Below are 16,053 nucleotides of genomic sequence, written 5' to 3'. Positions count from 1 at the left end.
ACGCCGCATATGCGCTGGGCCAGGAGCGGCGGCCCGATCGAGGAGGTCGTGCAGCCTTCCCGCTGCCCACGAATGGGGCGAGCCGCCGACGCTCCCGCGTGACGAGCTCAGCCCCGCAGGCCTGGACGGTCGACGATCCGCGATGCCAGCAGGGCCGTACTCCACACCGCTCCCTTGCGGGCGGCGGGTTCCGGCATGCCGGGGTGCGTGTCATCTCGCAGCCACACCATCCGCATGCCCAGGTAGCGGTAGGTGGCAGAGTCCAGAATCTCGTATCGACGGTACGGCTGCGCGTCGCCGGGCCCCTCCAACCAGACGCCCAGCCCGCTACGACCGGCGGCGTCGCTCACACCCTGCTCGATCCGGACGCCGGGAATGAGCGCGAGAGCACGGAACATGGCAGCCTCCAGCCGCGGTGGCATCGAGCCGTACCTGCTCAGATAGAGCATGATCACGTGGTACGCCCGGATGTCGTCAGGCGTGACGCTGTCGGGCACCCCCTCCTCGCGGGCCCCCTTGATCCAGTGCCGGTCACCCGTGACCTTGGCCAGGAGCTTCTTCGGGTCGGTCGGCAGTTCGCGTAGCTTGGCGTCGTACTGCTGCGGCGTCAGGTCGTCGTCGTCCGCATCCAGGGGGTTTTCTTCAGGGCCGACGTGCAGTCGTCCATCTTCATCGAAGCTGGCGGCCTGCATTCCGTCATAACGCTGCCACCCCTCACTGGGCTCGGCCGTGTCCGAGTTCGGCTGCTTGTCCAGGGTCTTGGTGTAGTGCCACTGCGTCGCCAGCGGCACCGGGGCGCTCTCGCGCCTGCCCGCCACCTCTGCGGCGCGGGCCAGCACCACAGTGGAGTCGAACTGGACGACCGTGGGTGGAGCCGACGGCTCCTGAAGGGGAGACTGCGGCCGAAGAGTCGCGACCGCGACCGTGACCGCGGCCCCCACCGCCCCCACCGCGAGCAGCCGGCGTCCCAGCGCCCTCCCGCGCCCCCGAATCCGCGTCAGCAGCCGCCGCCGCTCCGGGATGATCCACTCCGCGCCGGGCTCGGGTACATCGGCGCGCCATTCGCGCAACGATCGCAGCTCATCCATCCGAAGACTCCTTTCGCGTCATCGCCGGGTTGGATCCGCCGAGTGCCCGGCGTGTCCTGGTCCGGGCCCGGTTCAGGCGGGATCTGACGGTGCCGATCGGGATATCCAGCGCGCGGGCCACGTCCTCATAGGACATGTCGGCCCAGGCCACGAGTAACAACGCCTCACGGTCCCCGGGTGACAGCTCCATCAGAGCCTCCGCGAGCCCGGCCTGTCGCGCGGCCACCCAGTCGTCGACGCGTTCGGCGTACGGCTCGGCGATCTCGTCGACACCGCTGCGGACCAGGGCCCGGTAGAACCGGATCTCCACTCTGCGATGCCGGCTGACGAGCCGGGCGGCGATGCCGTACAGCCAGGGACGCGCGTCAGGATGGCTGAGGTCGTAGCGGCCGCGACGCCGGAACGCGGTCAGAAACGTGTCGGAGACGATGTCGTCGGCCAGGGAAGGGCCCAACCGCCGGGCAACATAGCGCCGTAATGCGGGTGCGTGCCTGGTGAACAGGTCGGCGAAGGCCTCCGGATCGCGCTCTGACCGTCGTATCAGCTCGGCGTCGTCGGCCTTGCCGGATTCTTCGGCGATCACATGCTGCTCCCGTCCTCATGCGCCGGTTCTCCCGCTTTCGCCCGGACGGCCGGCGTAAGTTCGCGGTTTGATGGGTGATCTGCGTCACTTCACGGACGGGACTCCTGCGCCGACAGCCCGCGGAGCAGTACGTCAAGGAAGAGCTCGAAACGGTGGTCGGCCTGCTGGGCGACCTCGTGGCCGTGGCCGGCCAGCTCGCCACGTGGTCGGCGACGATGCGGCTGAGCCCCGCTGGGCGGAGGTAGGTGTCGGCAGGCGCCGTGTCCGTCGCAGATGGATCGGCTCCTGAAAAGTGCTGAACGCGGTGATGACCGTATTGGCAGCTTGCTGCCAGATCAGTCATTTCGCCTCGCCCTCCCCGAATGCACGTCCTAGCTTCGCTGAGAAATCGCCCACGAAGATCAGCGAGGCAACGAAAGTGCTCCTTCCCTCGGCAGAAAGAACGTCGATGACTCGGCGAGGTCTGATCGCCGCCGGCGCGGGTGCCCTGGCGGCGGGGATCACCGGCCCCTCTCCGGCTCAGGCGCGAACGGCCGGCCGGCGGTTCGATCTGACGGGTCCGCCCACGGGTCTCCTCTGGCGTAAACCGCTCAAAGACCAGACGGTCCTGCAGTCGCTGGCCTTCGACAACCGCAACGGCCACATCTACACGGCGCAGGTAAAGAACGGCGCGGCCTCGGCGCGGGCCGGCGACCTGTGCGTCACCAAGCTCAGCCTGAGCGGCGCCGTCCTCGGCCACATGTACTTAATGGGCTTCGGGCACGGAGTGCAGATCGCCGTCGAGCCGGTGGGTTCCCTGGCGTACCTGTGGACCGAGACCGACGGCGCCAGTGACGGCCAGAACGCGTGGGGCCGTAAGATCGCCCGGTTCCCGTTCGTCAGCGGAACGACCCTGACGACCAGGTCGGCGTCCATCGTGAAGTATGCCCCCGTTCCGGGAGCCACCAGCACCACCTGCGCCATCGACCCGTCCACCAACCGGCTGGTCATGCGCTATCGCCTCAACGGCGGCGTCCTGTTCACCGTGTACGACCTCGACGCCCTCAAGGCCGGCAACCCTGTCTCGCTGGGGCAGGCCGAGCAACCGCCGGGGCTCGGCACCTTCCAGGGCTACACCATGTACCAGGACCACCTCTACCTCCTGGACGGCAACGCGTACGGCCCAGCCAACCCACCACCCGGCAACACCCACCTGACCAGCGTCAGCCTGGTCACCGGCCGGCAGGTCGAACGGCGCTTCACCGCGGCGGCCAAGTCGCTCGACTACCGCGAGCCCGAGGGCATGGCCATCCAGATCGCGGGCGGCCAACCGCGTCTTTGCTACGGCCTGGCCGCGGGCAGGGCGGGCGCGCGCCTGGTCAGCATCGTGTACAAGAGCAAACTCGTCTGAAACCGGAGAGCCGGGCCACGCCCGCTCGACTTCTTCCGGGCTCACATGAGTCCGGAAGATCCACTGTTGACCCGGAAGGCGGCGATGGACATACTGACGCCCGGATCTGCCCTTCCCCCGCGATGTGGACCACCGGGGGCGGGCACACGATCTCCGCCGAGGGCTGCGGGTCTCGCCACAGGTGAAATCAGCGGGGTGCTTTCCATCGGGTCATTCCATGTCACGGAGCACATCGACGATGACGCACGGCTGGACAACCTGGTCCGTATGCTGTCGGGCGAGGCCACCGAGGTGCTGGCCGTACACGCCTGCCACCGGCACATACCGTCCGCACAGATCCCCGCAGGCGCCGACCTGCCGAAGGCCGGTATGAGCCGGCGCACCATCGTGCCGCGCCGGCTCCTGGAGAATCCGGCCGCCGCCGCCCACTGCGGCAGGTTGCACGCGGCCGGCGACCGGCATCGCATCACCGACAAGGCGATTCAACGGATGGTCATCCTGGACCGGGCGATCGCCTTCATCCCGGCGGCGCCGAACACTCCCGGGGGCGGCACCCTGATGATCCGGCAGCCCGGAGCCGTGGCGACCCTGGCCGACCTGTTCGAAGGGGTGTGGGCCCACGCGACCGACCTCGAATCCGCGGACGCGATCGTCCTGTCGGACCACGAACGGCAGATCCTCCGGCTCATGGCGACCGTCGCCAAAGACGAGGTCGCCGCTCGCAGCATGGGCATCGCCGTACGCACCTACCGAAGACATGTGGCCAAGCTCCTCATCACGATGCGGGCCACCCACCGGGTCCACGCCGCACTGATCGCCCAGCATCGAGGATGGCTCTGACAGCTCCCGCGCTTGCGCATCGCGGCCTCCGACGATCTGTGCCTCTCCAAGCTGCCCGACGATCCGGCACATCGCCCATCTCCTTGCGGACGCAGTCCGCAAGTGTTTGAGTAAAGCCCACCTGAGCGGAGGTGTAGAACGGCGAACCGAGATCACCGGCCACTCCCCCAAGGTGCGATCGGTCAGAGCCCTGGACTTCCAGCGGAGGAAACATGAGATCACTCGGTGCCGTCATCGTGCCGTTCCGGTTAACGTGCGGCCCGGCCCGATGACGGCGCGGACCCTCCTGGCGGCCGTCCTCCTGACCGGCCTCACCGTCACGCCACCGGCGGGCGAGCCGATCGGGGTGTCGGCCCGGCAGGTGTTGCGGACCACGGGGCACGGTGACCTCACCTCGGTGGCGTTCGGCCGGCTGAAAGGCGAGCCCATCGCCATCAGCGCCGGTCGCGAGGGGAGCGTGCGCCTGTGGAAGCTTCCCTCCTTCCGGCCCGCCGCCGAACCTCTGGCCGGTACGCGGGCGGGATACGTGGAGATCGGCGGGCGTCCCGCGGTCTTCACCACGGGCGGGTACGGCGGGCGCCTGTGGGATCTGGAGACCCGCGAACGCCTTCTGAGCGTGCCGGGCCCGATCGCCGCGTTCGCCTTCGGCCGCGACACCCTGTTCACGGGCACGGACAAGGGTCTCGTCTCGGTCTGGAGTCTGCGTACCCGATCGGCGGTCAGGAGCTTCAGCGTCGCCCACGGAAAGAGGGGGCCGGTCCCACCGCCGGCCCTGGCCGCGTGGGGATCGCGGCTGATCGCTCAGCATGGCTCGCTGAGTGTGTGGGACCCCGTCAGTGGCCGCCGGGCCGGGCCGCCCCTGCACCGCTGGTCGGAGCCGGTGGAAAGCGATGACGTGGGGCCGTATGAGAGCAGGTCCGGCACGATCGAGGTCGTGACCGCGGATGGCGCCACCACCGTGTTCGGCATCGCCAACGGCGCCCTCCATTCCTGGGACCTGGACGACAGGAGGTTCCCGCACAACTACTTCGCCGGACTCGACGAGGTCTCCTATTCCGCGTTCGCCGCCGGTGGCGGATTCGTCGTCGCCGGTGAGCGGACCGACGTGCGCGGCAGGGTGGCGGTGTGGGACATGTCCACTCAGCGGCGCGTGCGGACGCTCACCGGCCACGTGCTGGATGTCACCGCGCTGGCCATGGGCACGCTGAACGACGTTCCGGCCGTGCTGAGCGGGAGCGCGGACAACACGGTCAGGTTGTGGGACCCGGCCACCGGACGGGAGCTGGGACGGACGGTGCCGACCGGTCCCATCCGTGCCGTGAAGTCCATCGCGCGCGCCACCGTCGACGGCAGGCCGATCGCACTGACCGCCGACGGCGACGGCCTCCTGCGCCTGTGGGACCTGCGCAGGCGCACCATCCTGCGCAGGTCCTTCAGGTTCGCACCCGATCCCGCGCCCTCCGACGTGAAGGGGGTAGACGTTCGTGGCCTCGCCGTCACCACGTTGAACGGCGCCCCGGTCGCCATCGTGTCCCACCGGGACCTGACGGTCGTCGACCTGTCGGCCCTGACCGAGATCCGCACGATCCGGGGCCTGGGGGACTTCCAGCTCCTGCGGCGCGCCGGCGCGCCCGCGGTCGTGGCCAGGGAGGCGCGGTCGGACCGGGCACGGTTTTCGACCTGGGACCTGGCCACCGGGCAGCGGCTCGACCACTTCGACCTCGACCTGGACACCACCGGCGACGGCGTGTGGCTGGACCGCCTGGACGACCGGCCGGTGGCCATCTACCGAGCGGGCGGCCGAGGCAGGAAGGGCGGCCGTGTCCTGCGCGTCTGGGACCCGCACGGCAAGCGTGAGCTCCCGGCGATCGACCTTGACCCGAGGGGACTGCGCGACGCGGACATGGAGGAGGACCTGAGGGTGCTGACCGGTCACGTCCGTGGCCATCCGGTTGTTCTCACTCACCATCACGAGTACTGGAGCTGGGCCCACCTTCACGACACCGGCACCGGCCTGCCCCTCGGCCGGGCGCTGCACCTGGGCGGCGTCCCGATCTTGTTCGGCGAAGCCGGCGGCAGATCGGTCGCCGTCGTCCACACCACGCCGGAAGTCTCCGGCGACCGGCATCTCGTGCGCCTGTGGGACCTGACCGCGCGAAAGCCGGTGACGGCCGGGCTCCGTGCTCCGATGCCGCGAACGGTTGCCCTGGGCGACTTGGACGGCAGCCCGGTGCTCCTGGTGGCGGACGTCAACGACGAGTTCTGGTTCTGGCGGCTGACGCCGTGAACCGGACGATGCGGGCCGTCGCCGCGCTCCTCCTGCTCGTGCTGTTCCCCGCCGCCGGCGCCGCCGCGCACCGGTCCTGTACGCGGCCGGCGCCGCCGCTGACGGCACTGACCGGCCACCTGGACATCACCCAGGTACTCATCGGCTCCCTGGACGGCAGGAAGATCGTGATCAGTGCCGGCAGCGAAGGCACCGTCCGGGTGTGGGACGCCGCGACGCTGCGGCCCGCCGGTGTGCCGATGCCCGGCCGGGCACCCATCGCCTACGCCTCGCCGTACCTGCTGATCACCGACGGCGCGCAGGACGGCGGCGTGCGGACAGTGGACCTCCGTCACCCGGCTCTGACAGGCCTCACACTCGAGGTGTCCCTCCATGAGGACCGGCCGCGCCTGGTCGTCGGCGAGCTGGACGGCACCGCGGTCACCACCGGTGGCGGCGATGAGATCGGGCTGTTCGACCTCGCGACCGGCCGCCCGGTCGGCACGGCCCTGCCGACCGGCGGCAGTCCGGTCGCGATCCTGAGCCTGGACGGCGTGCCCGTCATGATCGTCGAGGCCGAGGCCGAACTGGTGGTGTGGAACCTGCGTACCCGCGAGAAGCTGGGCAGGACCCTCGCCCTCCGCTCGCGGCCAGAGCCGCCCAACACGATGGCCGCCGAGGTGACCACGATCGACGGCCGCCCCTCCGTGCTCCTGCCGACCCACGATCGGGGCGTGCTCGCCTGGGACCTCCTCTCGCGCGAATGGCGCACGGCGGTGGACGTGACCGAGGCACTCAAGGGCGACTCCAGCGCCATGGCCACCCACCGCGGCACTTCCGTGCTGCTCAGGCTGGAGGAGCAGCCCGGCGCCGGCGAAGACCTCGATCTCGACGGTCACGAGGACCGCAGCAGGATCACCGCCTGGGACCCGGTCAGGGGGACCGGGCGCACCTTCTTCGACGTGCCGGGACACGTGACCACGCTGGCCGCCGAGGGGAGCCTGGTGGTCACGGGCGGGGCCGACAACGCGCTGCGCTCTTTCGACCTTGACACCGGGCGGGCCGTCGCGGTCGCGCACGGCTCATCAGCAGACCGGATGACCAGGCTCGTTCCGGCCGGGCACCTCGCCGTCACGATTCGTGACGTGGGTGGGTGGCAGGTGGTCGACCCGGCGACCGGGGAGTCCGTCGGTGAGCCTGTCTCGCCGGACGCCGGCGTGCGGGCGATCGCCGCCGACGCCACCACGGTGGTCACCGGCGGCGGCGCCTTCTCCCCGGTCGTCAGGGTCTGGGACCTGCGCACTCGCAGGGAACGCGGCAGGCCGCTGCACGGCTTCTCCAGCCATGTCGGCCAGGTGGCGCTCTCCGACGAGCTGATCATCGCGGCCGGGGACGGCGGCAAGCGGGACACGGTGCGGTTCTGGGACCGGGCCGGGCGGGTCGCCCACCCGGCCCTCCGTCTGCCGGGCCGCCTGCGGGACCTGGGCGTGGCACGCCTGCACGGCAAGCCGGTCGCCCTGGCCATGGGCCGTTCGGCGATCTGGGTCATTGACCTGGCCACCGGCACGAGGACGGGCAGCCTGGCCTTCGGCCCGCGGCATGGATACGACGGCCCGGGAGAGCTGGGTTCGATGGTCGTCGGCTCGGTGGGATGTGTGCCCATCGCCGTGTTCGAGCTTGACGGGACCGGGCTGGTCATCAACCTGGCCACGGGCCGGCCGTTGCGCGCGCCGTTCGACCTGAAAGCGGAGTCACAGTGGATCGAACTGGGGCTGAGCGGCGGTCTCCTGACCGTCGCCGATCGTGAGACGCGGATGGTTCACGCGGTGTTCGACATCATGACCGGTCAGTTGCTCGCCGCGCCGTGGGTGTGACGGCCGCTGAGCTGGACACCAGTCCAGATCGGCTGCCCTGCGGGTGCCGAGTAATCATCCAGGCAGGTCAGGCGACATGCCGGTACTCCTTCGGCACCCCACCAAGTGGCGCTGTCCGTTGAGGGTGACGGTTTCGATGAAGTCGCGGGCCAGGAGTGCATCGGCTTGTGATCGTGGGAAGCCGGCCCAGGTGGTGGAGGCTCGCTCGGGTGCTGGGTCGATGCCTTCCTGCTGAAGGATCTCCCCGACCGTGGATGGTGCAATCTTGAGGCCGAGTGTGGTGAGCTCCCCGGTGTACGCGCCGATGGCCCCGGGATGGGTTCTCTCGGACCAGACGCAGGATGAGGGTGCGGATGGAGCGGGCTGTGGGTGGGCGCCCTCGCCTCTTCGGCCGGCAGGTACGGGCATGCTGCTGTTTCACGATCTCGCGGTGCCGGCGCAGGATGGTGTCTGGTCGGACGACAAGCCGCAGCCGACGCAGGGCGGCTCGGGGCAGTGAGGTCGGGAGCGCCGCCAGGAAGAAGCGGTCTTCGGGGGCGAACCTCACCCGTACATCGGCGCCGAGTTGCCGTTCCAAGACCATGACCTGGTGGCGTAGAGCGAGAATCTCGTCGTCCTTGTCGCGATCACTCATCGGTAGCAGCCGTAGCGCGGCGAAAGCGTTCGTGACGGTGAGATAGGCCAGGCGAAGAAGCACGAACGATCATCATGCCGCACACGGTTTCCTGCCTGGGCGGGTGGAGACCGCCTATGCCGCCCTGAACCGCGCAAGGCCATGACCTGGCTGGACGGGATCGTCGGCAGGCGCAGTGTCGATCCAGGTCTGGAGGGCTCGTTCGAGATCGGTGACCGAGGTGTAGGACCCCCGCCGGATCATCCGGCGGGCGACCTCGGCATCGGTTCCACCCTCGAAGCAGATTCCGCAGGGGCACCAGACAAATGGGCACCCTGGGGTGCCCATTTGCCGTTCGCAGGGACTCATTGGCGGCGCTGTCGCCGGTCAGCGTGATGATGCAGGTCGCTGTGTGGGCGGGGCCTGTCGTAGGCGGTCTTGCAGCCGGCCACTGATCATTCGGCGAACCCATGTTCCGAGCGGGACACGATCACGTCCAGTGGTACGCGAGGTTCATGGCCAGCGCAGCTACCGCCGTGCCGAAGAACCCCGCCCAGTTCCCGAGTTTGCGTGACCCCACCCGCAGGTGGGCGAGCAGCGCGCCGAGGAAGTACAGCACGAGGCTGAAGGCCGCGAGCAGACCAAGCACAGGGACGGCAAAGCCGCCCAGAAGCCCCAAGGATCCCGCCGCCAGCATCATGCCGAGCACCGGGACCCAGGAGCGTGGCAGACGCTTGATGTCCTGCTGTGCCTTGGGAAACTCGTGGCCGATCAGGTAGACGACGGACGCGCTGCCGAACAGCAGCGCAGCGAAGATCGTGACCGTGGCGTAGACGGCGAACATCGGCCCTCCCAGGGCATCCAAAAATTCAAGGTTCCTCAGAGATCTGACGAAATGACTGCATGAGATGTCAGGTCGTCGATCGCTCAGGACGTTCATTCCGCTTTCCGCAGCGGCCGGCGTCGCCCTGCATCCTCATGACGAGATGGCCTGGCGCGCCACCGGCAGGTCGGTACGCGGGCCGCTCTTCAGACATATGGCCGAACCTCGGCTCTCGGGTACAAGACCGCAAGCTTGGACGTCCTTCTGAGGTTGTAGATGGCTGGGGAGCAGACTCCCAGTCGACAATCCTCCAGGAGGACGACGATTCCCGGCCGTGTCCGTCCGAGGATGAAAGTCATGATCACTCAAGGATTGCCCGAACGCTTCCGGCGTGTGACGAGACCCGGAGCGCTGAGGTGAGGGTCGTGAGGAATGCTTTGGCGGTCCTCGCCGTCACGGCGGCCACGGCAGCGCTCTCGCCAGCGGCCTCGTTCCCTGCTGCGGCCGAGCCCGGACGGCTCACCTGGGGGAAGTGCGCGGACAAGGAATTCCCCGCGCCCACCGAGTGCGCCACCCTCGACGTACCGGTGAACTGGGCCGAGCCCGGCGGGCGAAAGATCCGGCTGGAGCTCGCCCGGCTGCCCGCCACCGAACCCGCCCGCCGGATCGGCAGCATCCTGAGCATCCCCGGCGGACCCGGGGGGGATGGCATCACTGACGTGAAGGCAGCTCACCACCTCAAGGACCTGGGCAGCCGCTTCGACCTTGTCTTCTACCGACCGCGCACCAAGCTCTGGCACACGAACATGCCTAAGGTCTGCTGGAAGCCCGGCACCGAGCTGGAAGACCCTCCCAGCCGCAAGCGGTACGCCGCCCAGACCGCCGCGCTGACCAAGGCGTTCCGCGCCTGCCAGAAGGCGGACGCCACCGGACTGTTCGCCCACGTGGACTCCATGGCGATGGCCAGGGACATGGAGGCGATCCGGGAGGCGCTGGGTGAGGAGCGGCTGAGCCTCCTGGCCTCCTCCTACGGCGGAGTGCCCGCCGTCGCCTACTCCCGCCTGTTCCCGCAGCGGATCCGGGCCCTGTACGCCGACGGCGTGATCAACCAGACCGCGGGGTTCGACGACCAAGTGCTCCGGTTCCACGCTGTCTTTGAGGAGAAGTTCGAGGAGTTCGTCACCTGGTGCGCGGACACCCCCGACTGCGCGCTGCACGGCGAGGACGCCGAAGCGGTCTGGCGCGCGTTCGTCCGCAAGGCCGACCGCAAGCCGATCCCCGCCACCTCTCCCATGTTCGGCAAGGGCGAGATGACCGGATGGATGCTGCGGCAGTTCGCCTTCCCGGCCCTCCCGGGCGAGAACCACAAGAGCTGGCTGGTCTTCGCCCAGTCGCTCGACAAGGCGCGGCGTGGGGACGGGTCCGGCTTCGGCACCTGGGTCATCACCAACACCCGTCTCTGGTCCGCGCCCGGCCTCCTGGCGATGAGCTGCGGCGACGGTCGCGGGTTCACCGGCTATGACAACCTGCGGACCTACCGTCGCGCGGCGGAGAAGGCCATGCCGAATCTCGGGTCCACCCGGTTCGACGGCCTCGGGTGCGCGGGCTGGCCCCTGAAGGTCGTCAACCCGCCCCGCCCGCTCCCGGCGGATGCCCTCCCGCCGACCTTGGGTGTGGGAAGCGCGTACACCGACGTGGCGACGACCCGGACCCTCACCGATATGATCCCGGGTTCGGTGACCGTCACCTACGAGGGGCCAGGCCACGTTATGTGGGCGACGGGCCAGAAGTGCGTGATCGGACACATGACCGCGTACCTCACCGATCTGAAGCTCCCACCACCCGACACGACCTGCCCCGCCGAGTGACCTGCGGCGACGTTCGTACATCAAGGCCCGGCGCCCGGGTCGCCACACCAGGGGCAAGGTAGCTCTGCGTAATCGTGGTTCGCGTGGCTCACAGGATGGAAAGCCGACTTGAGACGGGGCAATGTACCTGATTGTTGTGTCTCGTCCCTGAGCAGTATCCAATCGGTCAGTGGCGGTAGCGAGTTGATGTCGACGGACCTTGCGCCTGCCGAAAGCTACATCCGTGCAGTTCAAGCGACATGTGAGTAGTCGTGAAAGATTCCGCCGGCCGGTCGTGTAGATGGCCTTCCTTCCAGAGCGGACATCGGTCCAGAAGTTCGCGACGGCAGGTCTGCACCCACCGCTCCATGATGGAGTTCATCCGTGGCATCCGGATACCGGTGAGAATCTCCTCCACGAGAGTGGGAAACTTGCCGCCCCGGTCTCGGATCAGGAACCGTGCCCGGCAGCCCGCGTCCTCCAGATCCAGGACGAGGTTTTTACCGCCTGGGTGACCCATGCCGCGGTGGGGTGGGCGGTGGTGCCGAGCACACAGACGCGCCTGCTGGCGTGCTCGATGACGGCCAGAAGGTACTGGCGCTGCCCGCTCAGGGTGACGGTCTCCATGAAATCGCAAGCCAGAAGAGCGTCGGCTTGCGAGCGCAGGAAATCGGCCGCCCACTCAGGTGCCGGGTCGATGCCTTCCTGCTTGAGGATCTCCCAGGCCGTGGACGGCGCGACCATAAGGCCGAGCATGGTGAGTTCGCCGTGCACCCCCGGGTGGCCTCAGGACGGGTTCTCCCGGACCAGGCGCAGCACGAGCGCGGATAGAACGCACCGTGGGCGGGCGTCCAGGTCGCTTCGGCCGGCAGGTCCGGGCATGCGAGAAGATTCGCGCGAAGAGGTCCCAATCTCCTTCTCGACCAAAGGAGGGCGACTGTCAATCTGATAGGGGCAGACGGGCGCGTCATTAATGCTTTGAGTAACGACCTTTTGAATGCATGGTCATTGTCCGAAAAGAGCTCGAAATCGAGGGCTCCTCCTGTGCAACGGTGCGCGGAGAGATGTCTACCCCTCGCCTATACAACGCCAGATGGCGCGCGGGAGATATGCGTATGCCCCCATAAAGCCACGCACCTCCGACTCTCCTCCCACGTTGATATCTTCGAGCCAGCCGATCTCGCTCATGTCGGAACCGTGGCTGAGCAGAAGGAGACGTTTCGGAGATGGTTGCAGAGCTGATCTTGGCTGTCGCCAGATTCGTAACCAGGTACGTCTACGAAGACTGAAAGCCTGAAGTGGCACAGCGTGATCGCGTGCTCATCGGGTGGTTCGGAAGTATGCCCGGTGGCGCGCTATCGGGATGGTCGAGCGTGGTCAGGCGAGGGAACCACGCTCGTGATCATCCAGCGGGTCCTGGCCACTCCCGCTGCTCCCAGCCATAATTGATCATGTGTGTTGCGGCGGGCGGGGATGGGAGAGGGACTCTTTGGTGATGTAGGTCGTCGGTAGGCCTATGCGACACCTACTCGGGGGTGATGGAACGTCTTTTGTCACACCTTTTCGTGGGTCCAGCCCGCTCGCCATGTCCCGTACGTAGTTTTGTGTGCTTTGCTGCAAGTTCCAGCGCGGCTGCACATGTGGTAGCCGATCTTCAGTCGGCTTACCTTTCCGCTCGCGATGCCGTAGTAGTGCGAATGCCACTTCCAGACGCCGGGGCCCTGCCCTCTCACGCAGTACGGTTCGACGCGCGCGCGGTTGTAGGCCCGCTGGCGCGCGACGCTCTTTCCCTCGGGGTATCCCCAGTTCATGCGGATGTGCTGCTCGTCGTAGTGGTGGCGGGAGATGGAGGTCTCGTACGCTCTTTTCGTGTCACCCTTGTTGCAGTTCGCGCCCCACTTGGAATACAGGTAGCCCGGGGATGCCGAAGCCGCTTGCGGGACGATAACTGTGGTGCCTAAGGCGATGACGGACAGGGCCAGCCCTGTAGCGATTCTCTGCGCGGCTGACATGATTGGTGTTCTCATGAACCTGCCTTTCCGCTTCGTCGGCTATCTGGCGCGTTCCGTGGCAGTTCAGCAGAACGTGGTATGTCGGGGGTATATCTGAACGCGCCCCGGGCGCGCGTCGGCGTCGGCAACGCTGTGGGTGCCGACAATTCGTCCACCTAACCTGACCTGGAGGTATTCAGGTGTCGATCACTCTCGTCTGAGCGAACGCTCAACCTGATTTGAGCGGGTGCTCAGCTTCTAACGACCGTGACCTTGCACCGAGGGGACGCAAAGATGTGCGAGCGTCAGCCGGACAGAACCGAACGTCAAGGACGCATGATCGCTCGGTGGTCTCTCGCGTGTACGCGACATAGGCCGGTACGCGCCGGCACCCCAACTGCGTCCCGGACGCCCAGCAACTACCTCTCGCCGCTAGTCAAGATCATGGCGCCCTCTCTTTGGCGCCGCCATCGCCGTTCAGGTCTCTGGCCTCAGCCGAATATCATCCGTAACCACCACGGTCGTTTTCGCTTCCCGCAGTTCGTTGCGGTGCCCGTTTGCACGGTCCCCCGCAGGTGGCACTCGATCTTGAGTAGCGGTTCCGGTCGCTGACCAGGGCAACATCGCAGGTGCGGGCGGCCTCCAGTCTCACGGAGTCCCGCCTGTTCTCGTCGTAGCTCGCTGGCCGTGGGCCGGGATAGAGCTTCTGACCAAGCCTCGAACGGTGAGGCGGCGCCATGCCACCGGTGCCTTCCTCACACGCCGCACGACCTCGATGAAGGGCGGTGCCCAGGAACGCCACGAAGTCGGGGCGGTGGATCCAGACGGTGTCGACGTCCTCGCCTCGATGAAGGGCGGCACCTGAGAGAGCCGCGGTAGGCTCTCGAATCAAAGCCGGGCCTCCTGACCTCGGCCCCGACCACCCCAACACCACTCCCTCTAAGTCGCCGATTCGGCGCTGAGGACCCGGGCCACGGGCCGGCGGGCGGCCAGACGGGCGGGCAGCGCGGTGAGTGCCGCCGTCGCCAGGACGGTCGCGAGCGCGGCGCCGGTCAACCAGGAGGCGGGCGGCCCGGTCGAGTTCCCGGCGGCGAAGAGCGAGAGCAGGCCGATGCCCACCGGGACGCCGGCGACGGCGCCGGGCAGGCTGGGCAGGATCTGGGCGGTGGACAGTCCCGCCGCGATCTGGCCCGGGGTGGCGCCGAGCGTACGCGCGATGGCCATGTTCGCGCGGGCCTCCATGGCGGTGGTCCAGGTGAACGTGATGGTGTTCACGATGGCGAGCGTGATCAGCAGGACGGTGACGGCGAGCATCAGCCGCCGGTCGTGCACGCCCCGCAGGTTGGGCAGGGCGGAGGAGCCGTCGAGGCCGTAGCCACGGTCCGGCTGGGCGTGGAGGGTCACCAGGGCGACGATCATGACCACGGTCGTGGCGGTTGAGCACGCCTGCAGGACCGCGCGGCCCGGCCGGCGGGCGGTCAGCCGCAGCCCGAGCAGCAGCGACGTGGGCAGCCACGACGAGAGCGCGGTGAGCCAGGGCCGGTGACGGGGCCGGTGCGCGGTGCCGGCCAGCGCCGTGACGGTCGCCGTGCGCAGGGCCCGCACCGTGGGACGCAGCGAGGACAGCACCGCCACCGCCACGGCCAGGACGGTCGCCGCCACCACGGTGCCCGCCTCCGGCCCGCCCGCGTCGCCGATCCGGCTGGCGGTGGGGCTCGCGATCACGGGCGCGGCGAGGCGGGCGATCACCAGCCCCAGCGCGTCGCCGGCCAGTGCCAGCGCCAGGTACTCGGTGAGCAGGACCGCGCCGATCAGCCCCGGTCCGGCGCCGACGGCCTTGAGCAGCCCGGCCCTGCGGGTCTGCTCGACGGCGCGTCCCGCGGCCAGCGCCGCCACCCCGGCGACGGCCAGGAAGCCGAGCAGCCAGCTGCCGGCCACCAGGATCGGCTGGCTGTTCCTGAGGATGACCGCGTCCTGGCGGGCCTTGAACTGCCAGGAGTGGAAGTTGATCCTGCCCGGGAGACCGCGGTGCGCCTCGCGGAAGGATTCGGTGGCGGCGGGATCGCGCAGCTTGAGGTCCAGGGCCAGCGACACCGGCAGGTCCCGGGAAGCCGCCAGTGCCCGGGCGTCCGCCCGGGTCATCCAGGCCAGGCCGCTGTAGTCGCTCGCGCCGCCGTACGGGCCGATCTGCGCCGCCCACGGGTAGATCGAGGTGGCCGCGGTGACGGCGATCCCGACGACGGGGTACGCCCGGCCGGCGATGATCACGCGGTCCCCGACGCCGACGCCCAGGGCGGTGGCGAAGCCGCGTTCCAGGACCGTGCCTCCGGCGCGTACCCACGCACCCGAGGTCACCAGCGGCTGGTCGATCGCGCCGCGCTCGGCGGCGAAGCCGTGCACGACCACGGGGGAGGACAGCGAGCCGCGCGCGGTGAGATCGGCGTAGACGATGCGGTACGGGCCGTGGTGGGCGACCACCTCGGGAGACTCCGCCAGCGAGGCCAGCGCCTCGGTCGCTTCGGCGCCGGTGACGCCGGACAGCGCCACCACGTCCGGGCCGACGGTGGCCGCCCGGGTCTGCTCATACAGCGCGTCACTCACACCGCGCAGGGACAGGCCCAACGCCAGGGTGGCGGTGGCCACGGTGACCGCGAGCAGGAGCATCGCGGCCTGCGCCTTGTGCCGGCGCAGGTCGGCCAGCACGAGGCGGACCACGAGTGCGACCGAGCCCACGGCGC

The 16,053-nt window shown here is 68.7% G+C and carries 12 protein-coding genes; 6 read left to right on the top strand and 6 right to left on the bottom strand.

Annotated features, from left to right (window positions below):
- Nucleotides 1–107: 107 nt before the first annotated feature.
- Nucleotides 108–1,088: a CU044_5270 family protein gene (locus ACIBI5_RS49080; protein ID WP_397257895.1), complete on the bottom strand. Its 981-nt coding sequence runs from the start codon at nt 1,086–1,088 to the stop codon at nt 108–110.
- Nucleotides 1,081–1,671, bottom strand: coding sequence for an RNA polymerase sigma factor (locus ACIBI5_RS49075; RefSeq protein ID WP_397257893.1), 591 nt, complete (start codon nt 1,669–1,671; stop codon nt 1,081–1,083). Before ACIBI5_RS49075 ends, ACIBI5_RS49080 begins: the two co-directional genes overlap by 8 nt.
- A gap of 74 nt (nt 1,672–1,745) precedes the next feature.
- Here ACIBI5_RS49075 and ACIBI5_RS49070 point away from each other — a divergent pair, with 74 nt between their 5' ends.
- The 5 genes from ACIBI5_RS49070 to ACIBI5_RS49050 all read left to right on the top strand — a co-directional run bounded on the left by ACIBI5_RS49070 (nt 1,746) and on the right by ACIBI5_RS49050 (nt 8,041).
- Nucleotides 1,746–1,916, top strand: coding sequence for a hypothetical protein (locus tag ACIBI5_RS49070; RefSeq protein WP_397257891.1), 171 nt, complete (start codon nt 1,746–1,748; stop codon nt 1,914–1,916).
- Nucleotides 1,917–2,119: 203 nt separating this feature from the next.
- Nucleotides 2,120–3,061, top strand: a complete 942-nt coding sequence (locus ACIBI5_RS49065; RefSeq protein ID WP_397257889.1) for a teichoic acid biosynthesis protein C — start codon at nt 2,120–2,122, stop codon at nt 3,059–3,061.
- 267 nt (nt 3,062–3,328) lie between these two features.
- Nucleotides 3,329–3,901, top strand: a complete 573-nt coding sequence (locus ACIBI5_RS49060) for a LuxR C-terminal-related transcriptional regulator (protein ID WP_397257887.1) — start codon at nt 3,329–3,331, stop codon at nt 3,899–3,901.
- Between the two features lie 268 nt (nt 3,902–4,169).
- Nucleotides 4,170–6,188, top strand: a complete 2,019-nt coding sequence (locus tag ACIBI5_RS49055; protein WP_397257886.1) for a WD40 repeat domain-containing protein — start codon at nt 4,170–4,172, stop codon at nt 6,186–6,188.
- On the top strand, nt 6,185–8,041 hold the full coding sequence (locus ACIBI5_RS49050; protein ID WP_397257884.1) for a WD40 repeat domain-containing protein: 1,857 nt from the start codon (nt 6,185–6,187) through the stop codon (nt 8,039–8,041). Before ACIBI5_RS49055 ends, ACIBI5_RS49050 begins: the two co-directional genes overlap by 4 nt.
- Before the next feature lie 1,103 nt (nt 8,042–9,144).
- Here ACIBI5_RS49050 and ACIBI5_RS49045 read toward each other — a convergent pair.
- Complete coding sequence (locus ACIBI5_RS49045) at nt 9,145–9,498, bottom strand: DoxX family protein (protein WP_397181569.1); 354 nt, start codon at nt 9,496–9,498, stop codon at nt 9,145–9,147.
- A gap of 404 nt (nt 9,499–9,902) precedes the next feature.
- Here ACIBI5_RS49045 and ACIBI5_RS49040 point away from each other — a divergent pair, with 404 nt between their 5' ends.
- The gene (locus tag ACIBI5_RS49040) at nt 9,903–11,345 is read left to right on the top strand and encodes an alpha/beta fold hydrolase (protein WP_397257882.1); all 1,443 of its coding nucleotides are present in this window, start codon (nt 9,903–9,905) and stop codon (nt 11,343–11,345) included.
- Between the two features lie 429 nt (nt 11,346–11,774).
- Here ACIBI5_RS49040 and ACIBI5_RS49035 read toward each other — a convergent pair whose 3' ends face one another.
- The 3 genes from ACIBI5_RS49035 to ACIBI5_RS49025 all read right to left on the bottom strand — a co-directional run bounded on the left by ACIBI5_RS49035 (nt 11,775) and on the right by ACIBI5_RS49025 (nt 16,048).
- Nucleotides 11,775–12,098 (bottom strand): hypothetical protein, encoded by a 324-nt coding sequence (locus ACIBI5_RS49035; RefSeq protein ID WP_397257880.1) that lies wholly within the window; start codon nt 12,096–12,098, stop codon nt 11,775–11,777.
- A gap of 779 nt (nt 12,099–12,877) precedes the next feature.
- Nucleotides 12,878–13,336 carry a hypothetical protein gene (locus ACIBI5_RS49030; protein ID WP_397257878.1) on the bottom strand — a complete coding sequence of 153 codons (459 nt, stop codon included), beginning with the start codon at nt 13,334–13,336 and terminating at the stop codon, nt 12,878–12,880.
- A 918-nt stretch (nt 13,337–14,254) separates the two neighbouring features.
- Nucleotides 14,255–16,048, bottom strand: coding sequence for an FtsX-like permease family protein (locus tag ACIBI5_RS49025; RefSeq protein WP_397257876.1), 1,794 nt, complete (start codon nt 16,046–16,048; stop codon nt 14,255–14,257).
- Nucleotides 16,049–16,053: the final 5 nt, after the last annotated feature.

The sequence above is a fragment of the Nonomuraea sp. NPDC050540 genome (assembly GCF_044457485.1).
Taxonomy (GTDB): Bacteria; Actinomycetota; Actinomycetes; order Streptosporangiales; family Streptosporangiaceae; genus Nonomuraea.
Note: the sequence above shows the minus strand (reverse complement) of the source record. Positions and strands in the feature narration are given on the sequence as shown.

Bases quoted from the DNA above. Each gene is read 5' to 3' on its own strand.
- ACIBI5_RS49080 (WP_397257895.1), bottom strand. From the start codon at position 1,088: ATGGATGAGCTGCGATCGTTGCGCGAATGGCGCGCCGATGTACCCGAG.
- ACIBI5_RS49065 (WP_397257889.1), top strand. From the start codon at position 2,120: ATGACTCGGCGAGGTCTGATCGCCGCCGGCGCGGGTGCCCTGGCGGCG.
- ACIBI5_RS49060 (WP_397257887.1), top strand. From the start codon at position 3,329: ATGCTGTCGGGCGAGGCCACCGAGGTGCTGGCCGTACACGCCTGCCAC.
- ACIBI5_RS49055 (WP_397257886.1), top strand. From the start codon at position 4,170: ATGACGGCGCGGACCCTCCTGGCGGCCGTCCTCCTGACCGGCCTCACC.
- ACIBI5_RS49045 (WP_397181569.1), bottom strand. From the start codon at position 9,498: ATGTTCGCCGTCTACGCCACGGTCACGATCTTCGCTGCGCTGCTGTTC.
- ACIBI5_RS49030 (WP_397257878.1), bottom strand. From the start codon at position 13,336: ATGTCAGCCGCGCAGAGAATCGCTACAGGGCTGGCCCTGTCCGTCATC.